Source organism: Vibrio sp. A2-1, assembly GCF_021728355.1.
GTDB lineage: Bacteria > Pseudomonadota > Gammaproteobacteria > Enterobacterales > Vibrionaceae > Vibrio > Vibrio splendidus_K.
In genome coordinates, this window is record NZ_JAKKCO010000007.1 from 83,263 (window position 1) to 106,525 (window position 23,263).

The following is a 23,263-nucleotide window of genomic DNA, read 5'->3' on the forward strand; positions in this document are numbered from 1 at the left end:
TTTCCTTAATTCTTTAATCACTGTTGAATACAACGTTATTGATGGAAGCGGTCGTTACTCTGGCTTTGGCAGCTCAACGGTGCTTTCTAGTTCTTCAATAGTGTGGTGATGGTTGGTGAATACACAGATATCGCCAGCTATGTTCAGCGACTTTTCTGCGATTTCACGCGCATCTAAATCAGTATTTTCTAATAGTGCAGTCGCTGCTGCTTGAGCGAAGTTACCGCCCGAACCGATCGCAATCAGGTCGTTCTCTGGTTGAACGACGTCACCGTTACCAGTAATGATCAGCGAAGCGGTTTCATCCGCGACTGCTAGCAGTGCTTCTAATTTACGTAGAGCACGGTCGCTACGCCAATCCTTCGCCAGCTCAACGGCAGCTTTGGTTAGGTGGCCTTGGTGCATTTGCAGCTTGCTTTCAAATTTTTCGAATAGCGTGAAAGCATCTGCCGTACCGCCAGCAAAACCAGCCAGTACTTTGTTGTTGTATAGGCGACGTACTTTACGGGCATTGCCCTTCATTACAGTATTGCCTAGAGATACTTGTCCATCACCCGCGATGACGACTTTATTATTACGACGTACAGATACAATGGTAGTCACGAGTAGGGCCTCTTAATATTTCTTATCTTTGGGTATAAAAAGTATATGAGGATGGTGCTCGGATAATTCAAGGAAGGGCGAGTGATGTCGCGCAACTTATCGGCGGAAGTTGTAAGGAAAACTGACTAAAGGGAGTAAATAAAAGAAAACCTCCACAATGGGAGGCTTTCGGAGTTTGGTTTTCGGCTTTTGTTAAGATTAAGACTGCGACTATCGCTAAATCTAATCGGTGTCTTTCCAAATAGCGCAAGGTTCAATTTTCGCCCGTTGCAGCTTATGGCGATCGCGCTCGGCGTCACGCTTCAACTTGTATGGCCCTAGAACCACACGGTACCAGCTACTGCCGTCTTTTTTACGGATTTCACTCGAGATACCTTGGAACGCAATATCTAACTTGCGCGTTTCTGCCTGTGCTGACGTTTTGTAAGCGCCACACTGCATCACGTAAGGGATCTTAGAGATCTCTTGCTCTTTGGCTTTAACTTCAATCTCGCGGCTTGGCAGCGTTTCAACGTAGTCCCACTTCTCTTCTGGAGGCGGTGGAATCACTTTCGCTGGTTTTGGCTTAGGTTTTGGTTTGGTAGCCACAGGTGTTGGTGCTGGCGGCTCAGGATCATTACTCAATAAGTAAAGTCCATAACCAAAACCACCGGCAAGGAGGATCGCCAAAAGACCACTGCGCCAAGGTTTACGGCGAGGGGCTTGTTTCTTGGTCGGTTTTTTCGTGCCACGACCGCGCTTTACATAATCTCTATTAGCCACAAGACAATTCAATAGTTGCTGATTCTGTCCTCATGGTAATCCAGATTGCGCGAGGATAATAGTGCAGAAATGGAAGCGGCACATCAAAATGTGCCGCAGATTTATAAGGGTATTTCTGAGGGTTACATTCGAGGTGGTGCGGTGCTGCCTCTAACGACTAATTTAGCTTCAAGCAGACGCGAACCTGCTTGCACATCGTTGCCCTTCAATAGATCAAGCATCATCAACATCGCTTGGCGTCCAATCTCATAGCGAGGCTGAGAAATAGTGGTTAGCGGTGGATCGCAGTATTGAGCGAATTGGATGTCATCGAAGCCAACAATCGATAGGTCTTGAGGAACGCGTAAACCTAGCTTCTTCGCTTCTTGAATCGCACCAATCGCCATCGCATCGTTATGACAGAAGATCGCTGTAGGTTGTTCAGGAAGTGCAAGTAATTGACGAACCGCTTGCGCACCCGCTTCAAAGGTGAAATCGCCCACAGTGCTGTAAGCTGGGTTCATTGATACTCCAGCGCGGCGCAATGCTTGTTGGTAGCCTTGCTGACGGAACTTACACAGGGTTGCAGTCGTTGGCCCAGAGATCTGAGCGATGCGCTTATGACCTAACTGAGCGAGGTAATTCACGGCTTCAAATGCAGAGGTTAGGTTGTCGATGTGAACCGTTGGCAGTTCAAGCTCAGGTGCGAATTCACACGCCATAACCATTGGCGGTAAATTCTTTTGCTCAGGCTTACTGACATCAAACGGATGATCAGTGCCAAGCAGTAGCATACCGTCTGCTTGCTTTGTGAAGACCAAGTTAACAAATGAAGACTCACGCTTCTTTTGTTGACCACTGTCACCCAGTAGAACGAGGTAGTCATTCTCTACAGCGGCATCTTCGATACCACGAATGATTTCGGCGAAGTAAGGGTCACAGATATCAGGAACGATAGTGATGATGGTTTTTGATTCGTTGCGACGTAAATTTCTAGCTAATGTATTGGGTGAGTATCCAGCTTCAAGTACTGCTGTCTCAACTCGTTTACGAGTCGAAACCGAGACTTTTTCAGGGTTCATCAATGCACGTGATACCGTTGCCGTTGAGACGCCTGCTAGCTGGGCAACATCCTTCATTGTCGCCATAAATTAAACCCTCTTTTAAGTTCCTTTGTCGCCTAAGTATTTAAGGCGTGAATAATTAATACAATCGGATAGATATTATGAAAGTGTTGCTAACACTTTTTTTATTGCAATATTTTATTCGTTTCATCCGTGTAAAGTTACGGCTAGATTAACAAAAATCACATGACTAGTGTGAGGTTGCTCACGAGAAATATGAAATATTTGTGAACAAACTTATCATTAGTTTTAACCCAAGTAGGTTTAGCTCAAATCTTGCGGCTCAATATCGAGTGACCAACGGACTTTTTTCGCAGCAGGTAACATATTAATTGCCGGCTTCGCACTCATTAATAACTTCTGCATTAACGAACGAGTCTGAGTTTGTAGAATCAACTGCCAGCGTGATTTACCCGCTCGCTTGGCCAGTGGCGCTGGGGTGGGGCCTAGAACCATGCAATATTGGTCAAACAAGGGGTGCGATTCTAATGTATGACGAACCTGACGCAAGAACTCTTCCACCAAACGTGTGTCATTGGCTTCCGCTCTAAACAGAGTCATAAAGGTATAAGGTGGTAGCATCGCTTGTTTACGCTCGGCCAATGCGGTTTGGGCAAAGTGGTTATAGTCTTTGTGCAGCAATGCTTGCAACAAGCCATGTTCTGGATGGTGAGTTTGTAAGATAACCTCACCCGGCTTACTGGCACGGCCTGCTCGACCGGCGACTTGAGTAAACAGTTGCGCCAACCGTTCAGAGGCGCGGAAGTCACTACTATATAAAGAGGCGTCCACATCCAATAACGCCACAAGTGTCACGTCAGGAAAGTGGTGACCTTTAGCAAGCATCTGTGTACCGATAAGAATTTGGTATTCACCTTTACGAATCGACTCGAGCGCGCTTTCTAAGCTGCCTTTGCGGCGGGTGCTGTCTCGGTCAATACGAATGGTTTTGTATTCAGGGAATAGCTGACCAAGTTGAGCCTCTAACTGTTCGGTACCTACACCCACCGTCACCAAGTTCGCTGAACCACAGCCTTGGCAATTGTGCACGATATGCTGTTGCGAACCACAATGGTGGCAGCGCATTTCATTACTGTACTGGTGATAGGTGTAGTAGGCATCACAGCGCTTACATTCGGCTGTCCAACCACAATCGTGACACATCAATGCGGGAGAGAACCCACGACGGTTGAGAAACAACATCACTTGGTTGCCTGCTTTGAGGTGTCTTTGCATTTCAGCAATCAACGACGCAGACAAGCCACTTTCTAGATATTCACCCTTAACATCCAACACCTTATTGGTGGTCGGCAGTGCGACACCCGCGCGTGAGGTCAGGGTGAGGTAACTGTATTTACCGATCTGAGCGTTGTGCAGCGTCTCAAAGGCCGGAGTCGCCGAGCCTAACACAACCGGGATCTGTGCTTTATGAGCACGCATGATCGCTACATCACGAGCGTGGTAGCGTAAGCTATCTTGCTGCTTATAAGAGGCGTCGTGCTCTTCATCGACAATGATAATTCCCAGATCAGCGAAGGGGGTGAACAGAGCCGAGCGCGTACCAATTACAATGCCCGCTATTTTGTCTCGTGCTGATAACCAAGCATTCAGTCGTTCAGAATCGTTTAATCCAGAGTGAATCACCTCAACAGGCACATTAAAACGACGCTTAAAGCGATTAATCGTTTGTGGAGTGAGGCCTATTTCCGGTACCAAGACTAACGCTTGTTTACCTTGGTCGAGAATCGGCTTGATCATATTCAGGTAGACTTCAGTCTTACCTGAGCCGGTAACCCCCTCGAGCAAGAAGCAACTAAAATCGGTTTGGCTATTTACTGTCGCAATAGCGATCGCTTGTTCAGCATTGAGCTTCGGCTTGTCTTGTTCGTTTTCAAGTTCAACTGGCCATGGTTGGCGCTTTGGCTTTTTCTCTACCGACTCAATCCAACCTTTCTCTTCCAAAGTCTTAAGCACCGCGCTCCCGACTTCTTCACCAATGAATTCTTGATGAGGAACAGGGCCGTGCTCAAGCATGTGCATCACTTTGGCTTGCTTAACCGCACGACCAAAGCCTTGCATCAGTTGATCTCTGCCTGATGGGGTCAATTGCCACTCGACAAGCGTTGCGAAGTCGGCAGCTTTGCCTTTTCGTAAAGCGCTTGGTAGAGCATTAGCCAAGGTTTCACCCAGTGGATACTGATAGAACTGGCTGCACCATACCAAGAGTGAGTAGACCGATTCTGGCCAAACGGGTTGGTTGTCTAATAAGGCTTTAATGGGCTTGAGCTTGTCTAGCTCGAATTCAGATTCGTTAACCAGAGCTGTAACAATACCTGTTAAGGTTTGTCGTCCAAAAGGCACAGAGACTCGTCCACCAATAATCGGGAATAGGTGGTTAGGAATCTTGTAATCGAACTGCTTGTCTAGTGGAACAGGCAGTGCCACGCGGGCAATCATTGGACGCATAAAGGGACAGCTTTATCTGAGTTGACGAGAGCGAACAGTCTAATGGATAAGGGCGTTAAATTCGAGGAGCAGTTTGGATGAGAGTATCGAGTTAACGCAGGAAGATAACGAGAGCCCGAAATCTCAGGCCGACAAAGGAAATAAAGAGGCTATTGGTGAAAAATGTATCAAATCAGTTGATCCTGCCTTATAGATTCATTACTATACTGCGCCTTAAAGGTATGGCTTTATCGCAGTTTAGTGATGCAGCGGTGTCTTTATTTTATTTTTTAACTACGTGTGGTGTGCGGCTTAGAATCGTATAGCGACACGGCCTACTTGAGGTTATCCCATGAAAACTGGTATCCACCCAGAATACAAAGCAGTTTCTGCAACTTGTTCTTGCGGCAACACATTTGAGTTCAACTCAACGCTTGCAAAAGAATCTATCCACCTAGACGTATGTGACAAATGTCACCCATTCTACACTGGTAAGCAACGTATCGTAGATACTGGCGGCCGTGTTGATCGCTTCAACAAGCGTTTCGGTGCTCTTTCTAGCAAGAAGTAATTCTCGCTATTTAGACATAAAAAGGACACTTCGGTGTCCTTTTTTGTTGCCTGAAATTTAAGAAAACGCTGAATCTTATTCAGCTATCAACATATCGAAAACGACAGGCAACCCGCTTGAGTTTTGTTTCATAACTTACACCCAATACTCCATTCTCGAAATCCGCTCGAAAGTTCAACAAGCGACAGTAATTTCAACTGCTCACTGGTCTTATTAGTAGTGAAATCTCGTTTTTTAATGAGACAGAGGCTTTAACCACCTAGGAACTTTGAAGTACATCTATTAACATGAACAAGATCCCCCAAATAATAATATCCTAGGAACCTACACCTATGTCTGAAGACAGCCGCCAAGATCAATCCTCTCAAGCGTTATCGCCTCAAGAACAATTCCGTCAGCAAGCTCTTGATTACCATGAGTTCCCAATTCCAGGCAAAATTGCCGTAGAACTGACGAAGCCTGCAAACTCTGCAGAAGACCTAGCACTTGCATACAGCCCAGGCGTGGCTGAGCCTGTTCGCGAGATCGCACAGAACGTTGATAACGTTTATAAGTACACAGGTAAAGGCAACATGGTTGCAGTTATCTCTAACGGTACAGCGATTCTTGGCCTAGGTAACCTTGGCCCTATTGCTTCTAAACCTGTTATGGAAGGTAAAGCGCTGCTGTTTAAGCGTTTTGCTGGTTTAGATTCTATCGATATTGAAGTTAAACACCGCACAATCGATGAGTTCGTTGATACGGTTGCGAATATCGCAGATACATTCGGCGGTATTAACCTAGAAGACATCAAAGCACCTGACTGTTTTGAGATTGAGCGTCGCCTGATTGAGCGTTGTGATGTCCCTGTTTTTCACGATGACCAACACGGTACAGCGATTGTAACGGCTGCTGGTATGCTGAACGCGATTGAGCTTCAAGGTAAGAAGCTTGAAGAGTGTAAGATCGTTTGTTTGGGCGCTGGCGCAGCGGCGGTTGCTTGTATGGAACTGCTGATTAAGTGTGGCGCTCAGCGTGAGAAGATTTACATGCTTGACCGTAAAGGTGTAATCCATACTCGTCGTGAAGACCTGAATGAATACAAAGCGCTATTCGCAAATAACACGGACAAGCGCACGCTTGAAGATGTTATCGAAGGCGCTGACCTGTTCTTGGGCGTATCAGGTCCCAACCTGTTACCAGCAGAAGCACTCACGCTGATGGCTGATAAGCCTGTTGTGTTTGCATGTTCAAACCCAGATCCAGAGATCAAGCCAGCGCTTGCTCATGAAGTTCGTTCTGACCTTATCATGGGTACAGGCCGTAGCGATTACCCGAACCAAGTAAACAACGTACTTTGTTTCCCATTCATTTTCCGTGGTGCGCTTGATGTGCGTGCGAGCGAAATCAATGATGAGATGAAGCTGGCGGCGGTTAAAGCGATTCGTGAACTAGCGAAAGAAGAAGTTCCGGCTGAAGTACTCGCTGCTGCAGGTGAGACTGCACTGGAGTTTGGTAAAGGCTACATCATTCCTAAGCCAATGGACCCACGTCTACTTCCTCGCGTAGCAAAAGCGGTTGCAGTAGCGGCCGTTGAATCTGGCGTAGCTCGTATTGAGATGCCTGCTAACTATATGGCTTAATGCTTTAATAGCTTAATAGCTTAATAGCTTAATAGCTTAATAGCTTAATAGCTGTTGCTCTATTGAGCGAAAAAGAATAATAAAAAACCGACTCATAGGAGTCGGTTTTTTTTATGTCTATCATTCACAGAGCAGCTACCGATAACGTAGTGGGTGATGTGACAAATAAGGTTCAGCTATAGCGAATCAATATTGAAGGCAGTGACTGAGTTGTTTTTATTCTTCGTCAAACGCTTCGAATTCGATACCCATCTCTGTCATCAGCTTTTTCACTTCAGTCGGGATGTCGTCTGGACGGTCTTTACGGAGATCTTCATCCGTTGGCAGTGGTTGGCCTGTGTACGCATGTAGAAAGGCTTCGCACAGTAGCTCACTGTTTGTTGCATGGCGTAGGTTATTAATCTGGCGGCGAGTGCGCTCGTCAGTAAGAACCTTTAACACTTTTAGAGGGATAGAAACTGTAATTTTTTTTACTTGTTCGCTTTTCTTTCCATGCTCAGCATATGGGCTTATGTATTCACCATTCCAGTCGGCCATTGCGTACCTTCATCACTTTAGTTGTTAGAATAAATTAATAGTGGTGATTTTAGCGGGATTTACTGCCATAAGCAAAGACATATAGACGTCCAGAAGTGTTGACGTCTCACATTTATGAAAGTAAAGTGAATAACATATATCTAACACAGCCGCAGAATGCCGACAAGCCGCTGTGATTCTCAGACGCAAAACTTGTAAGGAAGCACCTATGAGCAGCCGGAAGCCAGCAACAATCGCAGTACGTACTGGTATCGAGTCAGACACGCAACACCATGCCGTTGTCCCACCTATTTATCTTTCGACTAACTATGGGTTTCCCGCTTTTGGTGAAGTGCCAAAGTACGATTACACCCGTTCTGGTAACCCAAATCGTGGTTTATTAGAAACGGCATTGTTTGAGCTTGAGTCTGGCAAAGGTGCAGTGGTGACTAACTGCGGTACTTCGGCGCTTAACTTATGGGTTTCGGCTTTCTTAGGTGGCGATGATCTTATTATCGCTCCGCACGACTGCTACGGCGGTACTTACCGCCTGTTTAATACCCGCTCGTTAAAAGGTGACTTCAAAGTTTTGTTCGTTGATCAATCGGATCAAGCAGCGTTGGATGCGGCGATCGCGCTCAAGCCAAAGTTGATCTTAATAGAAACGCCATCGAACCCGTTGGTTCGTGTGGTTGATATTGCAGAGACTTGCCGTAAAGCGAAAGAGGTTGGTGCTCTGGTTGCTGTCGATAACACGTTTTTGACGCCGGTGTTCCAAAAGCCTTTAGAGCTGGGTGCTGATTTTGTTATCCACTCAACCACCAAATACATCAACGGACACTCAGATGTTATTGGTGGCGTTGTCGTGACGAAAACTGAAGAGCACGCTGAAGAGCTTGCATGGTGGGGCAACTGTATTGGTGCGACCGGCACACCATTTGATAGTTACATGACTCTACGTGGTATTCGTACGCTAGGTGCACGTATGCGTGTTCACGAAGAGAGTTCACGTGAAATTCTGACAGCGCTGCAACAACAAGATCTGGTGGGCACTATTTACCACCCAAGCCTTCCTGAACACCCAGGTCACGAGATCGCGAAGAAACAGCAGTTGGGCTTTGGTTCCATGCTGAGCTTTGAGTTTGCGGGCTCTTTTGAAGCGCTTAAATATTTTGTCGATAAGTTAGAGCTATTTTCTTTGGCTGAATCACTGGGTGGTGTTGAAAGCCTGATTTGTCACCCTGCGTCGATGACTCACCGTGCGATGGGCGAAGAAGCATTGGCAGAAGCGGGTGTTTCTCAACAATTACTGCGCCTTTCTGTTGGCCTTGAAGATGCGGAAGACCTAATCGACGATCTCAAGCAAGCGTTTGAAAAAACACAACGCTTTATCGCTGAAGGGGAGGCTTAATAATGGCAACCTTTCGCCAGCTACATAAATTTGGTGGCAGCAGTTTAGCGAACCCTGAATGTTACCAACGCGTGGTCAACATTCTTAGAGAATATTCATCAGCGACGGATTTGGTGGTGGTATCGGCCGCAGGTAAAACAACCAACCGCTTAATTGAGTTTGTCGAAGCGCTCGACAAAGATGGTCGTATTGCTCATGAATGCCTGCAAACCCTTCGTCAGTTTCAACTTGAACTGATTGAGGCTCTGCTTGAAGGTGAAGCCGCCTCGCAACTAACGGCAACCATCCAACAAGAATTTACCGCTTTGGGTGAGCTAACGGCTCCCTTGAGTGAAGCACAAAAAGCACAAGTACTGGGTCATGGTGAGGTTTGGTCTTCACGTTTGTTGGCGACGTTGTTGTGCCAGCATGACTTACAAGCAGTTGCTCAAGATGCACGTGCCTTTTTACGTGCAGAAGCGGGTGCTCAACCTGAAGTTGACCGCGCACGCTCTTATCCTCTGATTAAAGAAGCCTTGGCGCAGCATGCACATTGTCGCGTGGTAATTACTGGCTTTATGGCTCAGAACTGCGAAGGCGAAACGGTGCTGCTTGGGCGTAACGGTTCGGATTACTCTGCAACTGTTATTGGTGCTCTAGCTGAAGTTGAACGCGTGACAATCTGGAGTGATGTGGCGGGCGTATACAGCGCAGATCCTCGTTTGGTTTCGGATGCGTGTTTATTACCTCTGCTTCGCCTTGATGAAGCCAGTGAATTAGCTCGTCTTGCGGCTCCAGTGCTACACAGTCGAACGCTACAGCCTGTCGCTCAAAGTGCCATGGATCTCAGCTTGCGCTGCAGCTACCAGCCGGAGGCAGGCTCTACACAGATAGAGCGAGTACTGGCATCGGGGCGTGGTGCAAAAATCATTACCTCTTTGGATGAAGTTCTTATCGTGCAACTGACCTTTGGTCACGGCCATGATTTCGACCGTCTGGAGAGTGAAGTCCTTGAAGGGCTTAAGCGTGCTCAATTAGAGCCGCTTGCTTATGAATTAGAACCCGATCAACACTGCTTGCGCCTTGCTTACACGGAAGAGATCGCTGGTGGTGCATTAGAATATCTACAAGACCACGCGATTGAAGCTGAGATTAAACTGAAAGAAGGTTTTTCTCTGATTGCTGCAGTGGGGGCGGGTGTGACTAAGAACCCGAACCATTGCTACGGTTTCTACCAACAGCTCAAGAGCTCGCCGGTTGAGTTTATCTCAGAAGCGAACTCAGGCTTAAGCTTGGTAGCCGTGATTCGTAAGAGTGAAACATCAAGCCTAGTGAAAGGCATTCACTCTCAACTGTTCCAAGCTCAGAAGCGTGTTGCGATTGCCTTGTGTGGTAAGGGCAATATTGGCTCAAGTTGGTTAAGTCTGTTTTCCGAGCAAAAAGCGGAACTTGAAAAGCGTCGTGGGATGAACTTTGAATTGGTTGCGGTGGTTGATAGCCAAACCTATTGGTTCGACGATCAAGGCATTGATGCGACTTCAGTTGGTAAACGTTTTGATGATGAAGCGATTGCTAACAATGGTAACGACTGGCTAGAGCGTTTAGGTTCTATTCAGGGTTACGATGAAGCAGTAGTACTCGATGTCACTGCTAGCCCTGTGCTTGCTGCAAAATACCTACAAATTGCACAACAAGGTATCCACCTGATCTCGGCTAACAAGGTGGCAGGATCTGCATCGAGCGAGTATTACCATCAGGTACAAGATGCTTTCGCTAAGATCAGCCGCCACTGGCTGTACAACGCGACAGTGGGTGCTGGTTTACCTATCAACCACACTGTGCGAGACCTGCGTGAGAGCGGTGACGATATCATTGCTCTGTCTGGTATTTTCTCTGGCACTTTATCTTGGTTGTTTCAACAGTTTGATGGCACGGTGCCATTCAGCGAGTTAGTCGATTTAGCGTGGCAACAAGGACTGACTGAACCAGACCCAAGAGCTGACCTTGATGGCTCAGACGTCATGCGTAAGCTGGTGATTCTAGCGCGTGAATCGGGTTTGGATATCGAACCTGAAAACGTAAAAGTGGAATCGCTCGTACCTGCAGAGCTGCAAGAGCTATCAGTGGATGACTTCTTCGATAAAGCTTCTGTTCTAAGCGAAGAGTTGGCTGAGCGTTTGGAAAAAGCGCACTCTCAACAGAAAGTTCTACGTTACGTAGCGCGTTTGGAGAAGAACGGTAAGGCAACCGTAGGCGTTGAAGCACTATCGAAAGAGCACGCACTGGCGAACTTACTGCCCTGCGATAATATCTTTGCGATTGAGAGCAAATGGTACAAAGATAATCCATTGGTTATTCGTGGCCCGGGTGCAGGTCGTGAAGTAACAGCTGGCGCAATTCAATCTGATCTAAACAGAATGTCTAGCCTGTTTTGATTTTCAGATCGGTTGGTTTAGTGTCTAAATAGCATACTATTCACTAAGATAAATAAGGCTGAAAGCACGATGTGTTTGTCAGCCTTTTTTCTACATTATTTCTGCTTTGCGACCCATCTAACGACTTGAGTTTTACTCACGATCTACTTGAGAAAAATTCATAATGGATCTGTTGACATTAAATCGTATTCAATACATTCTACAGACATATAGACGTCTAAACGTTGTTTAAGGATTTGAGTTTTAGTGGTTGCTTTTGCCACAGGGAGAGTAAGATGGGATACACACACGCTAGTCATATCGACGCTTTAAATCAGAATATCGCTGAGCTTTCTGACAACATCAATGTGTCATTTGAGTTTTTTCCACCAAGCAGTGAGAAGATGGAAGAGACCTTGTGGAACTCTGTTCACCGTCTTAAAACACTTCAACCAAAATTTGTATCGGTAACTTACGGTGCAAACTCGGGTGAGCGTGACCGTACCCACTCAATCATTAAAGAAATTAAGAACCAAACTGGCCTAGTGGCAGCACCACACCTAACATGTATTGATGCGAGCCGCGAAGAGCTGATTCAAATTGCCGACGACTACTGGGCAAATGGCATTGAAAGTATTGTTGCGTTGCGTGGTGACATTCCAGCAGGCGGCGGTGCGCCAGAGATGTACGCATCTGACCTAGTTGAACTGCTTAAATCACGTCATGATTTTGATATCTCAGTAGCGGCATTCCCTGAGGTTCACCCTGAAGCAAAAAGCGCTCAATCTGATCTTATTAACCTAAAGCGTAAAGTGGATGCCGGTGCTAACCGTGCCATCACTCAGTTCTTCTTCGATGTAGAAAGCTACCTACGTTTTCGTGACCGTTGTGTGGCGGCTGGTGTTGATGTTGAGATTGTTCCGGGCATCTTACCTGTTTCTAACTTCAAACAAGCGTCTCGTTTCGCTGCGATGAATAACGTAAAAGTACCGGGCTGGATGGCGAAGCAATTCGAAGGCTTGGATGATGATCCAACGACTCGCCAGTTAGTCGGTGCGAGCCAAGCGATCGATATGGTTCGTACGCTGAGCCGTGAAGGTGTGAAAGACTTCCACTTCTACACGCTAAACCGTGCAGAAATGACCTACGCACTTTGCCATACTCTAGGTGTTCGCCCACAACAAGTTGCTGCGCTGTAATTAAGCTTCAGCCTTGTTAAAGCGCTATTTACTGTAAATCTCAAATCCGATAGATACAAAAAAGGCTTGGACTCTAAGAGTTCAAGCCTTTTGCTTTTCTAGCTTAACTTAAGCAAGAGCACCAAGTTCAAGCAGTACTTCGTCCGCCCATACAATCCATGCTTCACGGATAAGTAGGTTACGACGAAGCGTTAAACGCTCTAGGCGTGCTTGCTTGTCTAGTGTAGATGGCGTTGCGTAGTAAGCCGCTTCGATTTCTTTGTAGTGAGAAACCAGTTTGCGAGACTCTTCAACTAGCTCAGCAAGTTGTACACGGTAAGCGTCAGCAGGTTGTACAGCACAAGCCATTAGCTTAGCTGAGAACTCGTCACGAACGGTTGGGTGTGCAGTTGGTTGTTCAAACCATTCACCTAGCGCGCTGCGGCCTGCGTCAGTGATAGAGTAAACTTTACGATCAGGTTTGCCTTCTTGAGGCTCAAGCACGCAAGTTACCTGGTCGTTCTGAGCCATTTTATTTAGCTCGCGGTAAACTTGTTGGTGGCTAGCTTTCCAGAAGTAACCAATGCTTGAGGAGAATTCTTTTGTGATATCGTAACCAGTAGCATCGCGTGTACTTAAAACGGTTAGAATTACGTGTGGTAATGACATGTCTGAAATCCAAATGGTAAACAGTAAACAAATACTTAGACAACAAGTGTGCTTCTAATGGCACGTTATATTGGTTATGTCTAAGTAGCACCAACTCGGCGGTTGGTTATGTCACCTTACAAAGCCGTTTATCACCTAGGTTGACCAGTTTATAGGTCAAGTTGCTGCAGATTATTTTGTTGGAGTGTTTCCGCAGCGGAGCAGTAGTATATCTAAATAATAAGCATAAAGTAGAATACATGGACAAAATAACCCAAAAAACTGACAAAATACTTACTAGTGGTTATCTGGTGAAATAAAAAGGCCGCACATGGCGACCTTTTGTTCTTTTTTTAGATGTAAATGCTGATTAGGTTATAGTAGGAATCACTAATTAACCAGTGTTTCGCATACCTGCTGCAATACCTGCAATCGTCACCATTAGTGCTTCTTCTAGCTCTGCTGGTGGTGTTTCACACTTACGAGTACGGTAAAGCAACTCAGCTTGAAGCATGTTTAGTGGCTCAACATAGATGTTACGTAGGCGAATTGATTCAAGCCCCCATGGGTCACTCTGCATCAGGTTCTCGTTATTTTCTACATTCAGCACGGCTTTGATGTCTTTCTGCAATTGTTCACGCAGTAATTCACCCAACGGCAGCAGTTCTTTATCAACAAGGCGTTGATCGTAGTACTTAGCGATTTCCATGTTGCACTTCGAGTACACCATTTCCAACATACCTAGACGAGTAGAGAAGAATGGCCATTCACGACACATTTCTTCCAGTAGCGCTTGATGGCCTTGATCTACGGAGTATTGGATTGCTTCACCTGCACCTAACCATGCTGGAAGTACCAAACGGTTTTGGCTCCAAGAGAAGATCCATGGAATCGCACGTAAGCTTTCTACGCCACCGTTCGGGTTACGCTTCGCAGGGCGAGAACCAAGGGGCAATTTGCCTAACTCTAGCTCTGGCGTAGCTTGACGGAAATAAGGGACAAACTTCTCTTCACCGCGAACCACGTTACGGTAAGCCTCACAAGAAACTTGAGAAAGCACTTCCATTAGGTCGCGCCACTCTTGTTTTGGCTCAGGTGGCGGCAGAAGGTTCGCTTCTAGAATCGCACTTGCGTATAGGTTGAAACTGTTTACGGCAACATCTGGCAAGCCAAGTTTAAAGCGGATCATTTCGCCTTGCTCTGTTACACGCAAGCCGCCTTTCAAGCTCTTAGGTGGCTGAGAAAGAAGTGCAGCGTGCGCTGGCGCACCACCACGACCAACTGTACCGCCACGACCGTGGAATAGAGTCAGTTCAATGCCCTCTTCTTCACAAACCTTAACCAGCTTATCCATTGCGTCGTATTGCGCCCAACCTGCAGACATTACGCCAGCATCTTTTGCTGAGTCAGAATATCCGATCATCACCATTTGGTGGTTCTGGATAAAGCCACGGTACAAATCGATGCTCATTAGCTGTTTCATTACTGCTTCTGAGTTGTTCAAGTCGTCCAGCGTTTCGAACAATGGACATACGTCCATGCGGTACGGGCAACCACATTCTTGCAGCAACAAGTGAACAGCCAGCACATCCGATGCTGTACGAGCCATAGAAATTACGTAAGCACCAAAGGCTTCGCGAGGTTGAGCAGCAACGACCTTACAGGTGTCTAAAACCTCTTTGACTTGTTCAGAGGGCTCCCAGTCGCGCGGTAGCAGTGGGCGTTTTGAGCTTAATTCATTGGTTAAGAAAGCAATCTTGTCTTGCTCGCTCCACTGGTCGTAATCGCCAATGCCTAGGTAGCGAGTCAGTTCAGATAGGACATCTGAGTGACGTGTACTTTCTTGACGAACATCGAGACGAACTAAATGCACACCGAATGCTTTTAGGCGACGTAGGGTATCAAGCAGAGAACCATCCGCGATTACGCCCATGCCACATTCGTGCAGCGATTGGTAACACGCGTAAAGTGGTGTCCAAAGTTGGTCGATGTTCTGTAGTGTTTCTTTCTTCGGTACTTCAGCATCATGCAGTTTTGCGTCAAGCACTTCTAGCGTGTTGTTCAGCAGAGTGCGTAGGCTCTTAAGGATTGCACGGTAAGCTTCGTGCTCATCGCCAGCCAATTCACGAACGGCATCATTACACTTCGTCATCGACAGTTCGGTAATCAGCTCGTTCACGTCACCTAGGTACAGATCAGCGGCTTTCCAGCGAGATAGGCGCAGTACTTCTTTGGTGATGGTGTGCGTTACGAATGGGTTACCATCGCGGTCGCCACCCATCCAAGATGAGAAGTGAACTGGGCGTGCATCGATTGGTAGGCCTTCACCAAGGTAACCTTTTAGTCGGCCATCCATATCACGTAGGAAATCAGGCACGGCTTCCCATAGAGAGTTTTCTACAACCGCAAAGCCCCACTTAGCTTCATCAAGTGGTGTCGGGCGTTGCTGACGAATCACATCAGAGTGCCAACCTTGAGCGATAAGCTGCTCTAGGCGACGTTCGGTTTTCACACGTTCTTTGTGTGATAGGTCGCTTAATTCTAATTTAGACAGACACTCGTTGATCTTAACTAGCTTGTTGATCATGGTTCGACGAGTGATTTCTGTTGGGTGAGCGGTCAAAACGAGTTCAATGTTCAGGTCGCGAACGGCTTGAGCCGCGTCTAGCTTGCTGATGTCATTTTGATTTAGTTTAGAAAATAGAGATTGCAGCACGTCTGGTTCGCAAACATGCTCCTCACAGTGGCGAGAGATGGTGTGGTATTGCTCTGCCATGTTGGTGAGGTTGAGAAATTGGTTAAATGCACGAGCAACAGGAGTGAGTTGTTCGTTCGGCAGGTTTTTGATTTCTTCAACTAGGCTGTCACGGTCAGCTTTGTTGCCTGCGCGGGCGGATTTGGAAAGTTTACGGATAGTCTCCACTTTCTCTAAGATAACGTCACCATGTGCATCTTGGATTGTGTTACCTAGCAAGCGTCCCAGCATGCTTACGTTACTCTTGAGAGCGGCGTATTTCTCGTTCATTGTCATCCTGCCTCGTAAAAAAATTACATCCATTGTTCCTTGTTAAGTACACAATCTAGCGAAAAGTGCTGTATCTAGTCAAATAAAGCATTCTAAGTTTGCAATTATTAGGTTTAAAAATGCGGGAGAAGTAAATTTTTCAAAACTTAGAGAAAAAGTGAAATTTAATTACAAGATCAGGCTGTGTCAGGGATAACAGAATAAAAGCCACCTTTTTGGGTGGCTTATATACGAAAATATTGGAAGGGAAGTAATAACTAGAAACAATATTTACGGATCGATTTACTCAGAACATCAATTGTTGGGTCAATAAAATCGAAGCTTAAGAACTCATCCGGTTGGTGAGCTTGGTCAATTGAGCCTGGACCTAACACCAAGGTTGGACATAACTCTTGAAGGAAAGGTGCTTCAGTACAGTAGTTCACGGTTTGCGATTCAATCTCACACACCGATTCCATGCCACCGATAAATGGATGGTCGTGCTGGCACTCATAGCCTGGGATTGGCTCATGCAGGGGAGTAATTTCAATTCTGCCCGGCCATTTTGCTTCCACTTCTTTAAGTGCGCTGCGCAGCATGTTATCTAAGCCATCTAAGCTAATACCGGGCAAAGGACGAACGTCATAGTGTAGTTCACAGCAGCCACAGATACGGTTAGCGCTATCTCCTCCGTGAATATGCCCAAGATTTAGAGTAGGGCTTGGAATTGCGAAACCCGGGTGATGATACTCTTTGACTAACTTGTCACGCAGCTGCATTAAAGCAAACAGCACTTCATGCATGATCTCGATGGCGTTAACGCCTAATGCCGGATCAGAAGAGTGGCCTGACTTACCCGTTACTCGCACAGCATTAGCGACATGGCCTTTATGACCACGAATCGGCACGAGGCTGGTTGGCTCACCAATGATGCAGTAATCCGGTTTAAACGGCGAATTTTCAGTGAAATGACGTGCACCCAGCATAGTGGTTTCTTCGTCACAGGTTGCTAATACATAAAGCGGCTTGGTTTGCTTGCTCCAATCCATCTTCTTTGCAGCTTCATAAACGAAAGCGAAAAAGCCTTTCATATCGGCGGTGCCTAATCCGTAGAAGCGGTTGTTGTGTTCGGTCAGTGCGTGAGGGTCGAAGTTCCAACGTCCTTCATCGAATGGCACGGTGTCGCTGTGTCCTGCAAGCAGTAAGCCCCCTTCGCCAGAACCCATCTTTGCGACCATATTATGCTTGCCGGGTTCGACCTCTACCACCTCAACACTAAAGCCTACGTCTTTAAACCATTGAGCCATTTTTTCGATCACTTTCTCGTTGCCATGATCCCAGCTTGGATCGGTGGAGCTAATGGAGTCGGTGGAAATTAGGCCTTTATAGACCTCAAGAAAACTCGGTAATTGCATAATAACTTCACTTCTACTATTGACAGGAAAACCATAAGTCGGTAAAACACATATTAAATCATATTTAATGCATAAGAAATCAAATAAAGCTAAAAATTAAGTATGAATAGTCAAATTTGAAATGTAACTTACCTCAAGAATGGATGTGTTGAGATGTTGAAAACCACGATCATTGGCGCAAGCGGCTACACCGGAGCAGAACTGGCTCTAATGATAAACAGACACCCTGAGCTCACGCTATCAGGTTTATATGTCTCAGCCAATAGTGTAGACGCGGGTAAACCTATCGCTGCACTGCACGGTAAGTTAGCTGGCCTGATTGATATGCCAGTGCAACCTTTAACAAATCCGGAAGAAGTGGCAAAGCAATCAGACGTGATTTTCTTAGCAACAGCGCATGAAGTAAGCCACGACCTAGCCCCCATCTTTCTTGAGAATGATTGCCAAGTATTCGACCTATCGGGCGCGTTTAGAGTTAAAGGCGAAAACTTTTATCAAGAGTTCTACGGTTTTGAGCATCAACATGAACAGTGGCTCGATAAAGCGGCTTACGGCTTAGCTGAGTGGAATGAGCAAGAAATTAAAGAAGCTCAACTTGTCGCAGTAGCCGGTTGTTACCCAACAGCTTCTCAATTAGCGATTAAGCCTTTGGTTGAAGCAAAGCTACTTGATACAAACCAATGGCCGGTGATTAATGCAACCAGTGGTGTAACCGGAGCAGGTCGTAAGGCGAGCATGGTAAACAGCTTCTGTGAAGTGAGCTTACAAGCTTATGGGGTATTCAATCACCGTCATCAACCTGAAATGGCTGCACACTTAGGATGTGATGTGATTTTCACTCCGCATCTAGGGAATTTTAAGCGCGGCATTTTAGCGACCATCACCATGAAATTGGCTGACGGTGTGACAGAACAACAGATACAAGATGCCTTCGAGCAAGCTTATCAAGGTAAGCCAGCTGTGAGATTACTCGAAGAGACATTGCCAAGAATTCAAGATGTAGAACAGACACCTTTCTGCGATTTAGGCTGGAAGGTTCAAGGTCAACATATCATCGTTGTTTCAGCGATTGATAACTTATTAAAGGGTGCATCTAGCCAAGCGATGCAGTGTTTGAATTTACGTTATGGTTTTGCGCCATTAACTGCGTTAGTGTAAGGGAATCTAGATATGAGCCTTAATAATCAACCATTAATCATAAAGTTAGGTGGCGCTGCGCTATCTTGTGGTGAAACACTTAGCAAGTTATTTGGTGCTATCTCTGCTTACCAACAACAGGCACAGCGACCAATCGCGATTGTTCACGGTGGTGGTTATCTTGTTGATGATTTGATGAGTAAGCTAAACCTCGAAACGGTTAAGAAAGAAGGGTTACGTGTTACCCCTTACGAGCAGATTCCTTTGATCGCAGGTGCGCTAGCGGGCACTGCGAATAAATTACTTCAAGGTCAGGCAATTAAAGACGGTATCAACGCCGTTGGTTTGAGCCTCGCAGATGGTGGTCTATGTAAAGTCAGCGAGCTGAACCCTGAATTGGGTGCAGTAGGTAAAGCTGAGCCGGGCGACTCAACCGTTCTGCAAGCTATCCTTAATGCTGGTGCATTGCCAATCATTAGTTCCATTGGTCTGACTGAGCAAGGACAACTGATGAACGTCAATGCAGACCAAGCGGCTGTGGCTGTGGCAGGTGCACTCGATGCTGAATTGGTACTACTTTCTGATGTGAGTGGTGTTTTGGATGGCAAAGGTCACCTCATTCCAAGCCTTAATCAGCAACAAGCCGATGACCTTATTAAAGGTAAAGTGATTACCGATGGCATGATCGTAAAAGTACAAGCTGCACTAGAAGCGGCTAATGACCTAGGACGACCAATTGAAGTTGCAACCTGGCGATACCCAGACAAGCTGACACAACTTTTTGCAGGTAAGAGCATAGGAACACAGTTTTTACCTCAGTAGACCTCACTACGAGTTACTACTAAAGAATTTAGATAAACAGATTAAACATATAATTATTAAAGTGATTTCCAACGCTGACCGCCATGTGCAGTATGGAAACTAGGAGAAAGAAAATGAGCAAAGTTAACGTAAAGAAAGTTGTAGTAGCCTACTCTGGCGGTCTAGACACATCAGTAATCATCCCATGGTTGAAAGAGAACTATGACTGCGAAGTTATCGCATTTGTTGCTGATGTAGGCCAAGGCGATGAAGAGCTGATTGGAATCGAAGAGAAAGCAAAAGCTTCTGGTGCGTCTGAGTGTTACATCGCTGACCTTAAAGAAGAGATGGTGGCAGATTACATCTACCCAACGCTTAAAACAGGTGCTTACTACGAAGGTAAATACTTGTTAGGTACTTCAATGGCTCGTCCAATCATTGCGAAAGCTCAGGTTGAAGTTGCACGTAAAGTAGGTGCAGACGCGCTATGTCACGGTTGTACTGGTAAGGGTAATGACCAAGTTCGTTTTGAAGGTGCATTTGCTGCACTAGCACCAGACCTACACGTAATTGCACCTTGGCGTGAATGGGATCTAGTGAGCCGTGAAGAGTGTCTAGACTACCTAGCTGAGCGTAACATCCCTTGTACCGCTTCTCTAACTAAGATTTACTCGCGTGATGCAAACGCATGGCACATCTCTACAGAAGGTGGCGTACTAGAAAATACATGGAATGCCCCTGATGAAGATTGCTGGGCATGGACTGTAGACCCAGAGCAAGCGCCAAACGAATCTGAAACAGTGACGCTTAAAGTTGAAAAAGGTGAAGTGGTTGCGGTTGATGGCGAAACAATGACGCCATACAACGCGCTGGTTTACCTAAACGAGAAGGGTGCTAAACACGGTGTTGGTCGTATCGATATCGTAGAAAACCGTCTTGTTGGCATGAAGTCTCGTGGTTGTTACGAAACTCCAGGTGGCACAATCATGATGGAAGCACTACGTGCAGTAGAGCAATTGGTTCTTGATAAAGCGGCATTCGAATTCCGTGAAGAGCTGGGTGTTAAGGCTTCTCACCTTGTATATGACGGCCGTTGGTTCACTCCGCTATGTAAGTCAATTCTTGCAGCAACAGATGAGCTAGCACAAGACGTGAATGGTGAAGTGGTTATCAAACTTTACAAAGGCCATGCAACGGTGACTCAGAAGCGTTCTGACAACAGCCTGTACTCAGAAGAGTTTGCAACCTTTGGCGAAGATGAAGTTTACGACCAAAGCCACGCTGAAGGCTTCATCCGTCTTTACTCGCTATCAAGCCGTATCCGTGCTCTGAATAGCCAAAAGTAATCCGAACAATGAGTTAGTGAGCTAGCCTTTAGCGAAAGGTTGAAGGCCAGTAAACAGACATCATTATGCAAAGCCCATTTACTATTGATTAGTGAGTGGGCTTTTTGCTTTCTGTTTGTTTAATAAATCAGCTTCGGTTTTTACTGACGAATGGCATATAATTCGCGCTCCACGCTGAAAATAATCAACGGATTGAACTCTCGATGAATAAATATGTGAAAATAATGAATTAATACTTTATTTTCATTTTGAATTGCCGTAAGTTTAAACCATCAGAAAAATACTGAATCTTAATCAGAATTATCATTTGCAAAAACAGTGAGCACTGTGCAATTAGGAGATACACAATGGCATTATGGGGCGGTAGATTTACCCAAGCAGCAGACACCCGGTTCAAAGATTTTAACGATTCTCTTCGTTTTGATTACCGATTGGCTGAGCAAGACATTGTGGGCTCTATTGCCTGGTCAAAGGCTCTACAATCGGTCAACGTTCTAACAGAAGAAGAACAGCAAAGACTAGAGCTTGCACTGAACGAGCTAAAACTCGAGGTGATGGAAGATCCTGAACAGATTTTACGTTCTGATGCTGAAGATATTCATAGCTGGGTTGAGCAGCAACTTATCGGCAAAGTCGGTGATTTGGGCAAAAAACTGCATACTGGCCGTTCTCGTAATGACCAAGTAGCGACTGACCTTAAACTTTGGTGTCGTCAACAAGGTAACCAACTGCTACTCGCGCTTGATCGTCTGCAAAGCCAAATGGTGAATGTCGCTTCTCAGCATCAAGAAACCGTGCTTCCTGGCTACACTCACTTGCAACGTGCTCAGCCGGTAACTTTTGCTCACTGGTGCTTGGCTTACGTTGAAATGCTTGAGCGTGATTACTCGCGTTTGAATGATGCGATTAAGCGTCTAGATACATGTCCGCTGGGTTCTGGTGCCCTTGCAGGAACTGCTTACCCGATGGACCGTGAAGAGTTAGCTCACAACTTAGGTTTCCGTCGTGCAACACGCAACTCTCTAGATTCAGTCTCTGACCGTGATCATGTGATGGAGCTGATGTCGATTGCATCTATCTCTATGCTTCACCTTTCACGTCTTGCAGAAGATATGATTTTCTATAACTCAGGTGAATCGAACTTCATCGAGTTAGCGGATACTGTGACGTCAGGTTCATCTCTGATGCCACAAAAGAAAAACCCTGATGCGCTCGAACTTATCCGTGGCAAAACTGGCCGTGTTTATGGTTCATTAGCCGCAATGATGATGACAGTGAAAGCCCTGCCTTTGGCGTACAACAAAGACATGCAAGAAGATAAAGAAGGTCTGTTCGACGCTTTAGACACTTGGAATGATTGTATGGAAATGGCTGCTCTTTGTTTTGACGGCATTAAAGTGAACGGCGAACGTACACTTGAAGCAGCGAAACAAGGCTACGCGAACTCAACTGAGCTGGCTGATTACCTAGTAGCGAAAGGCATTCCTTTCCGTGAAGCTCACCATATTGTTGGTGTGACGGTAGTGGCGGCGATTGCTAAAGGCTGTGCATTAGAAGAGTTAACCATCGCAGAGATGAAAGAGTTCTCTGAGGTGATTGAAGAGGATGTGTATGACATTCTGACCATTGAATCGTGTCTTGAAAAACGTAGCGCGCTAGGCGGTGTATCACCACAGCAAGTGGCTTACGCGGTTGACCAAGCTGAGAAGCGTTTATCACAGCGTGACACTTCCATCGTGAAGGTTCGTCCTGCTCGTCTGACGGATATTGAAGCGTTGGAAGGCATGGTGGCCTACTGGGCTAACATGGGTGAAAACCTACCTCGTTCTCGTAATGAACTGGTGCGTGATATTGGCTCGTTTGCTGTCGCAGAACATCATGGTGAGGTGACAGGTTGCGCCTCACTCTATGTGTATGATTCTGGTTTAGCGGAAATTCGCTCGCTCGGTGTTGAGGCTGGATGGCAAGGTCAAGGGCAGGGTACCGCGATTGTGCAGCACTTGGTTGATAAAGCACGACAAATGGCCATTAAGAAGGTGTTTGTACTGACTCGTACTCCAGAGTTCTTTATGAAGCATGACTTCTTACCGACATCAAAATCTCTGCTGCCTGAGAAGGTGCTGAAAGATTGTGACCAGTGCCCTCGTCAACACGCGTGTGATGAAGTGGCCTTGGAAGTGAACTTGGTAGAGCAGATCATCGCTAAGGTTAATGTTGCATAAAGCATTGATTTTATAGCCCCTAAAAAAAAGATCAAAAAATTGATCTTTTTTGGGAACAAATTAAGAAAAGTCCGGTCTATTAAAGT

At 46.1% G+C, this 23,263-nt stretch carries 17 protein-coding genes; 9 read left to right on the top strand and 8 right to left on the bottom strand.

What is annotated here, in order from left to right; all coding sequences use genetic code 11:
- Positions 1-54: 54 nt before the first annotated feature.
- From hslV to priA, 4 genes are all read right to left on the bottom strand, one after another.
- A complete protein-coding gene (hslV, locus tag L3V33_RS18760; protein WP_004729692.1) occupies positions 55-603 on the bottom strand; it encodes an ATP-dependent protease subunit HslV in 549 nt (182 codons plus the stop codon).
- 222 nt (positions 604-825) lie between these two features.
- Entirely contained in the window at positions 826-1,365 is a 540-nt protein-coding gene (ftsN, locus tag L3V33_RS18765; protein WP_029222060.1) for a cell division protein FtsN, read from the bottom strand.
- A gap of 122 nt (positions 1,366-1,487) precedes the next feature.
- On the bottom strand, positions 1,488-2,492 hold the full coding sequence (cytR, locus tag L3V33_RS18770; RefSeq protein WP_004729690.1) for a DNA-binding transcriptional regulator CytR: 1,005 nt from the start codon (positions 2,490-2,492) through the stop codon (positions 1,488-1,490).
- A gap of 240 nt (positions 2,493-2,732) precedes the next feature.
- On the bottom strand, positions 2,733-4,934 hold the full coding sequence (priA, locus tag L3V33_RS18775) for a primosomal protein N' (RefSeq protein ID WP_102498698.1): 2,202 nt from the start codon (positions 4,932-4,934) through the stop codon (positions 2,733-2,735).
- A gap of 331 nt (positions 4,935-5,265) precedes the next feature.
- Between priA and rpmE the strand changes: the two genes are divergently transcribed.
- Positions 5,266-5,484, top strand: a complete 219-nt coding sequence (gene rpmE, locus L3V33_RS18780; protein ID WP_004729688.1) for a 50S ribosomal protein L31 — start codon at positions 5,266-5,268, stop codon at positions 5,482-5,484.
- Between the two features lie 332 nt (positions 5,485-5,816).
- Positions 5,817-7,106 carry a malic enzyme-like NAD(P)-binding protein gene (locus L3V33_RS18785; protein ID WP_237291031.1) on the top strand — a complete coding sequence of 430 codons (1,290 nt, stop codon included), beginning with the start codon at positions 5,817-5,819 and terminating at the stop codon, positions 7,104-7,106.
- 216 nt (positions 7,107-7,322) lie between these two features.
- Here L3V33_RS18785 and metJ read toward each other — a convergent pair whose 3' ends face one another.
- On the bottom strand, positions 7,323-7,643 hold the full coding sequence (gene metJ, locus L3V33_RS18790; RefSeq protein ID WP_004729686.1) for a met regulon transcriptional regulator MetJ: 321 nt from the start codon (positions 7,641-7,643) through the stop codon (positions 7,323-7,325).
- Between the two features lie 208 nt (positions 7,644-7,851).
- Between metJ and L3V33_RS18795 the strand changes: the two genes are divergently transcribed.
- The 3 genes from L3V33_RS18795 to metF all read left to right on the top strand — a co-directional run bounded on the left by L3V33_RS18795 (position 7,852) and on the right by metF (position 12,625).
- Positions 7,852-9,033 carry an O-succinylhomoserine (thiol)-lyase gene (locus L3V33_RS18795; RefSeq protein WP_029224093.1) on the top strand — a complete coding sequence of 394 codons (1,182 nt, stop codon included), beginning with the start codon at positions 7,852-7,854 and terminating at the stop codon, positions 9,031-9,033.
- A gap of 2 nt (positions 9,034-9,035) precedes the next feature.
- Positions 9,036-11,447, top strand: a complete 2,412-nt coding sequence (locus L3V33_RS18800; RefSeq protein ID WP_004729684.1) for a bifunctional aspartate kinase/homoserine dehydrogenase II — start codon at positions 9,036-9,038, stop codon at positions 11,445-11,447.
- 275 nt (positions 11,448-11,722) lie between these two features.
- On the top strand, positions 11,723-12,625 hold the full coding sequence (metF, locus tag L3V33_RS18805) for a methylenetetrahydrofolate reductase (protein WP_237291032.1): 903 nt from the start codon (positions 11,723-11,725) through the stop codon (positions 12,623-12,625).
- Between the two features lie 108 nt (positions 12,626-12,733).
- On the opposite strand, the gene L3V33_RS18810 is transcribed toward metF, so the two are convergent.
- From L3V33_RS18810 to argE, 3 genes are all read right to left on the bottom strand, one after another.
- Positions 12,734-13,273: a PadR family transcriptional regulator gene (locus tag L3V33_RS18810; RefSeq protein WP_065207413.1), complete on the bottom strand. Its 540-nt coding sequence runs from the start codon at positions 13,271-13,273 to the stop codon at positions 12,734-12,736.
- Positions 13,274-13,646: 373 nt separating this feature from the next.
- Positions 13,647-16,283: a phosphoenolpyruvate carboxylase gene (ppc, locus tag L3V33_RS18815; protein ID WP_017077604.1), complete on the bottom strand. Its 2,637-nt coding sequence runs from the start codon at positions 16,281-16,283 to the stop codon at positions 13,647-13,649.
- 251 nt (positions 16,284-16,534) lie between these two features.
- A complete protein-coding gene (argE, locus tag L3V33_RS18820) occupies positions 16,535-17,671 on the bottom strand; it encodes an acetylornithine deacetylase (RefSeq protein ID WP_171308883.1) in 1,137 nt (378 codons plus the stop codon).
- Positions 17,672-17,824: 153 nt separating this feature from the next.
- Here argE and argC point away from each other — a divergent pair, with 153 nt between their 5' ends.
- The 4 genes from argC (at position 17,825) to argH (ending at position 23,177) form a co-directional block, all read left to right on the top strand.
- A complete protein-coding gene (gene argC, locus L3V33_RS18825; protein WP_102553496.1) occupies positions 17,825-18,829 on the top strand; it encodes an N-acetyl-gamma-glutamyl-phosphate reductase in 1,005 nt (334 codons plus the stop codon).
- 12 nt (positions 18,830-18,841) lie between these two features.
- Positions 18,842-19,630 carry an acetylglutamate kinase gene (argB, locus tag L3V33_RS18830; protein WP_237291033.1) on the top strand — a complete coding sequence of 263 codons (789 nt, stop codon included), beginning with the start codon at positions 18,842-18,844 and terminating at the stop codon, positions 19,628-19,630.
- Between the two features lie 113 nt (positions 19,631-19,743).
- Positions 19,744-20,955 (top strand): argininosuccinate synthase, encoded by a 1,212-nt coding sequence (locus L3V33_RS18835; RefSeq protein ID WP_009848894.1) that lies wholly within the window; start codon positions 19,744-19,746, stop codon positions 20,953-20,955.
- A gap of 347 nt (positions 20,956-21,302) precedes the next feature.
- A complete protein-coding gene (argH, locus tag L3V33_RS18840; protein WP_004729676.1) occupies positions 21,303-23,177 on the top strand; it encodes an argininosuccinate lyase in 1,875 nt (624 codons plus the stop codon).
- Positions 23,178-23,263: the final 86 nt, after the last annotated feature.

Coding starts and splice junctions, on each gene's coding strand:
- L3V33_RS18835 (WP_009848894.1), top strand. CDS start 19,744: ATGAGCAAAGTTAACGTAAAGAAAGTTGTAGTAGCCTACTCTGGCGGT.
- argE (WP_171308883.1), bottom strand. CDS start 17,671: ATGCAATTACCGAGTTTTCTTGAGGTCTATAAAGGCCTAATTTCCACC.
- priA (WP_102498698.1), bottom strand. CDS start 4,934: ATGCGTCCAATGATTGCCCGCGTGGCACTGCCTGTTCCACTAGACAAG.
- rpmE (WP_004729688.1), top strand. CDS start 5,266: ATGAAAACTGGTATCCACCCAGAATACAAAGCAGTTTCTGCAACTTGT.
- metF (WP_237291032.1), top strand. CDS start 11,723: ATGGGATACACACACGCTAGTCATATCGACGCTTTAAATCAGAATATC.
- metJ (WP_004729686.1), bottom strand. CDS start 7,643: ATGGCCGACTGGAATGGTGAATACATAAGCCCATATGCTGAGCATGGA.
- L3V33_RS18800 (WP_004729684.1), top strand. CDS start 9,036: ATGGCAACCTTTCGCCAGCTACATAAATTTGGTGGCAGCAGTTTAGCG.
- ppc (WP_017077604.1), bottom strand. CDS start 16,283: ATGACAATGAACGAGAAATACGCCGCTCTCAAGAGTAACGTAAGCATG.
- L3V33_RS18795 (WP_029224093.1), top strand. CDS start 7,852: ATGAGCAGCCGGAAGCCAGCAACAATCGCAGTACGTACTGGTATCGAG.
- argH (WP_004729676.1), top strand. CDS start 21,303: ATGGCATTATGGGGCGGTAGATTTACCCAAGCAGCAGACACCCGGTTC.
- argC (WP_102553496.1), top strand. CDS start 17,825: ATGTTGAAAACCACGATCATTGGCGCAAGCGGCTACACCGGAGCAGAA.
- L3V33_RS18785 (WP_237291031.1), top strand. CDS start 5,817: ATGTCTGAAGACAGCCGCCAAGATCAATCCTCTCAAGCGTTATCGCCT.
- cytR (WP_004729690.1), bottom strand. CDS start 2,492: ATGGCGACAATGAAGGATGTTGCCCAGCTAGCAGGCGTCTCAACGGCA.
- L3V33_RS18810 (WP_065207413.1), bottom strand. CDS start 13,273: ATGTCATTACCACACGTAATTCTAACCGTTTTAAGTACACGCGATGCT.
- argB (WP_237291033.1), top strand. CDS start 18,842: ATGAGCCTTAATAATCAACCATTAATCATAAAGTTAGGTGGCGCTGCG.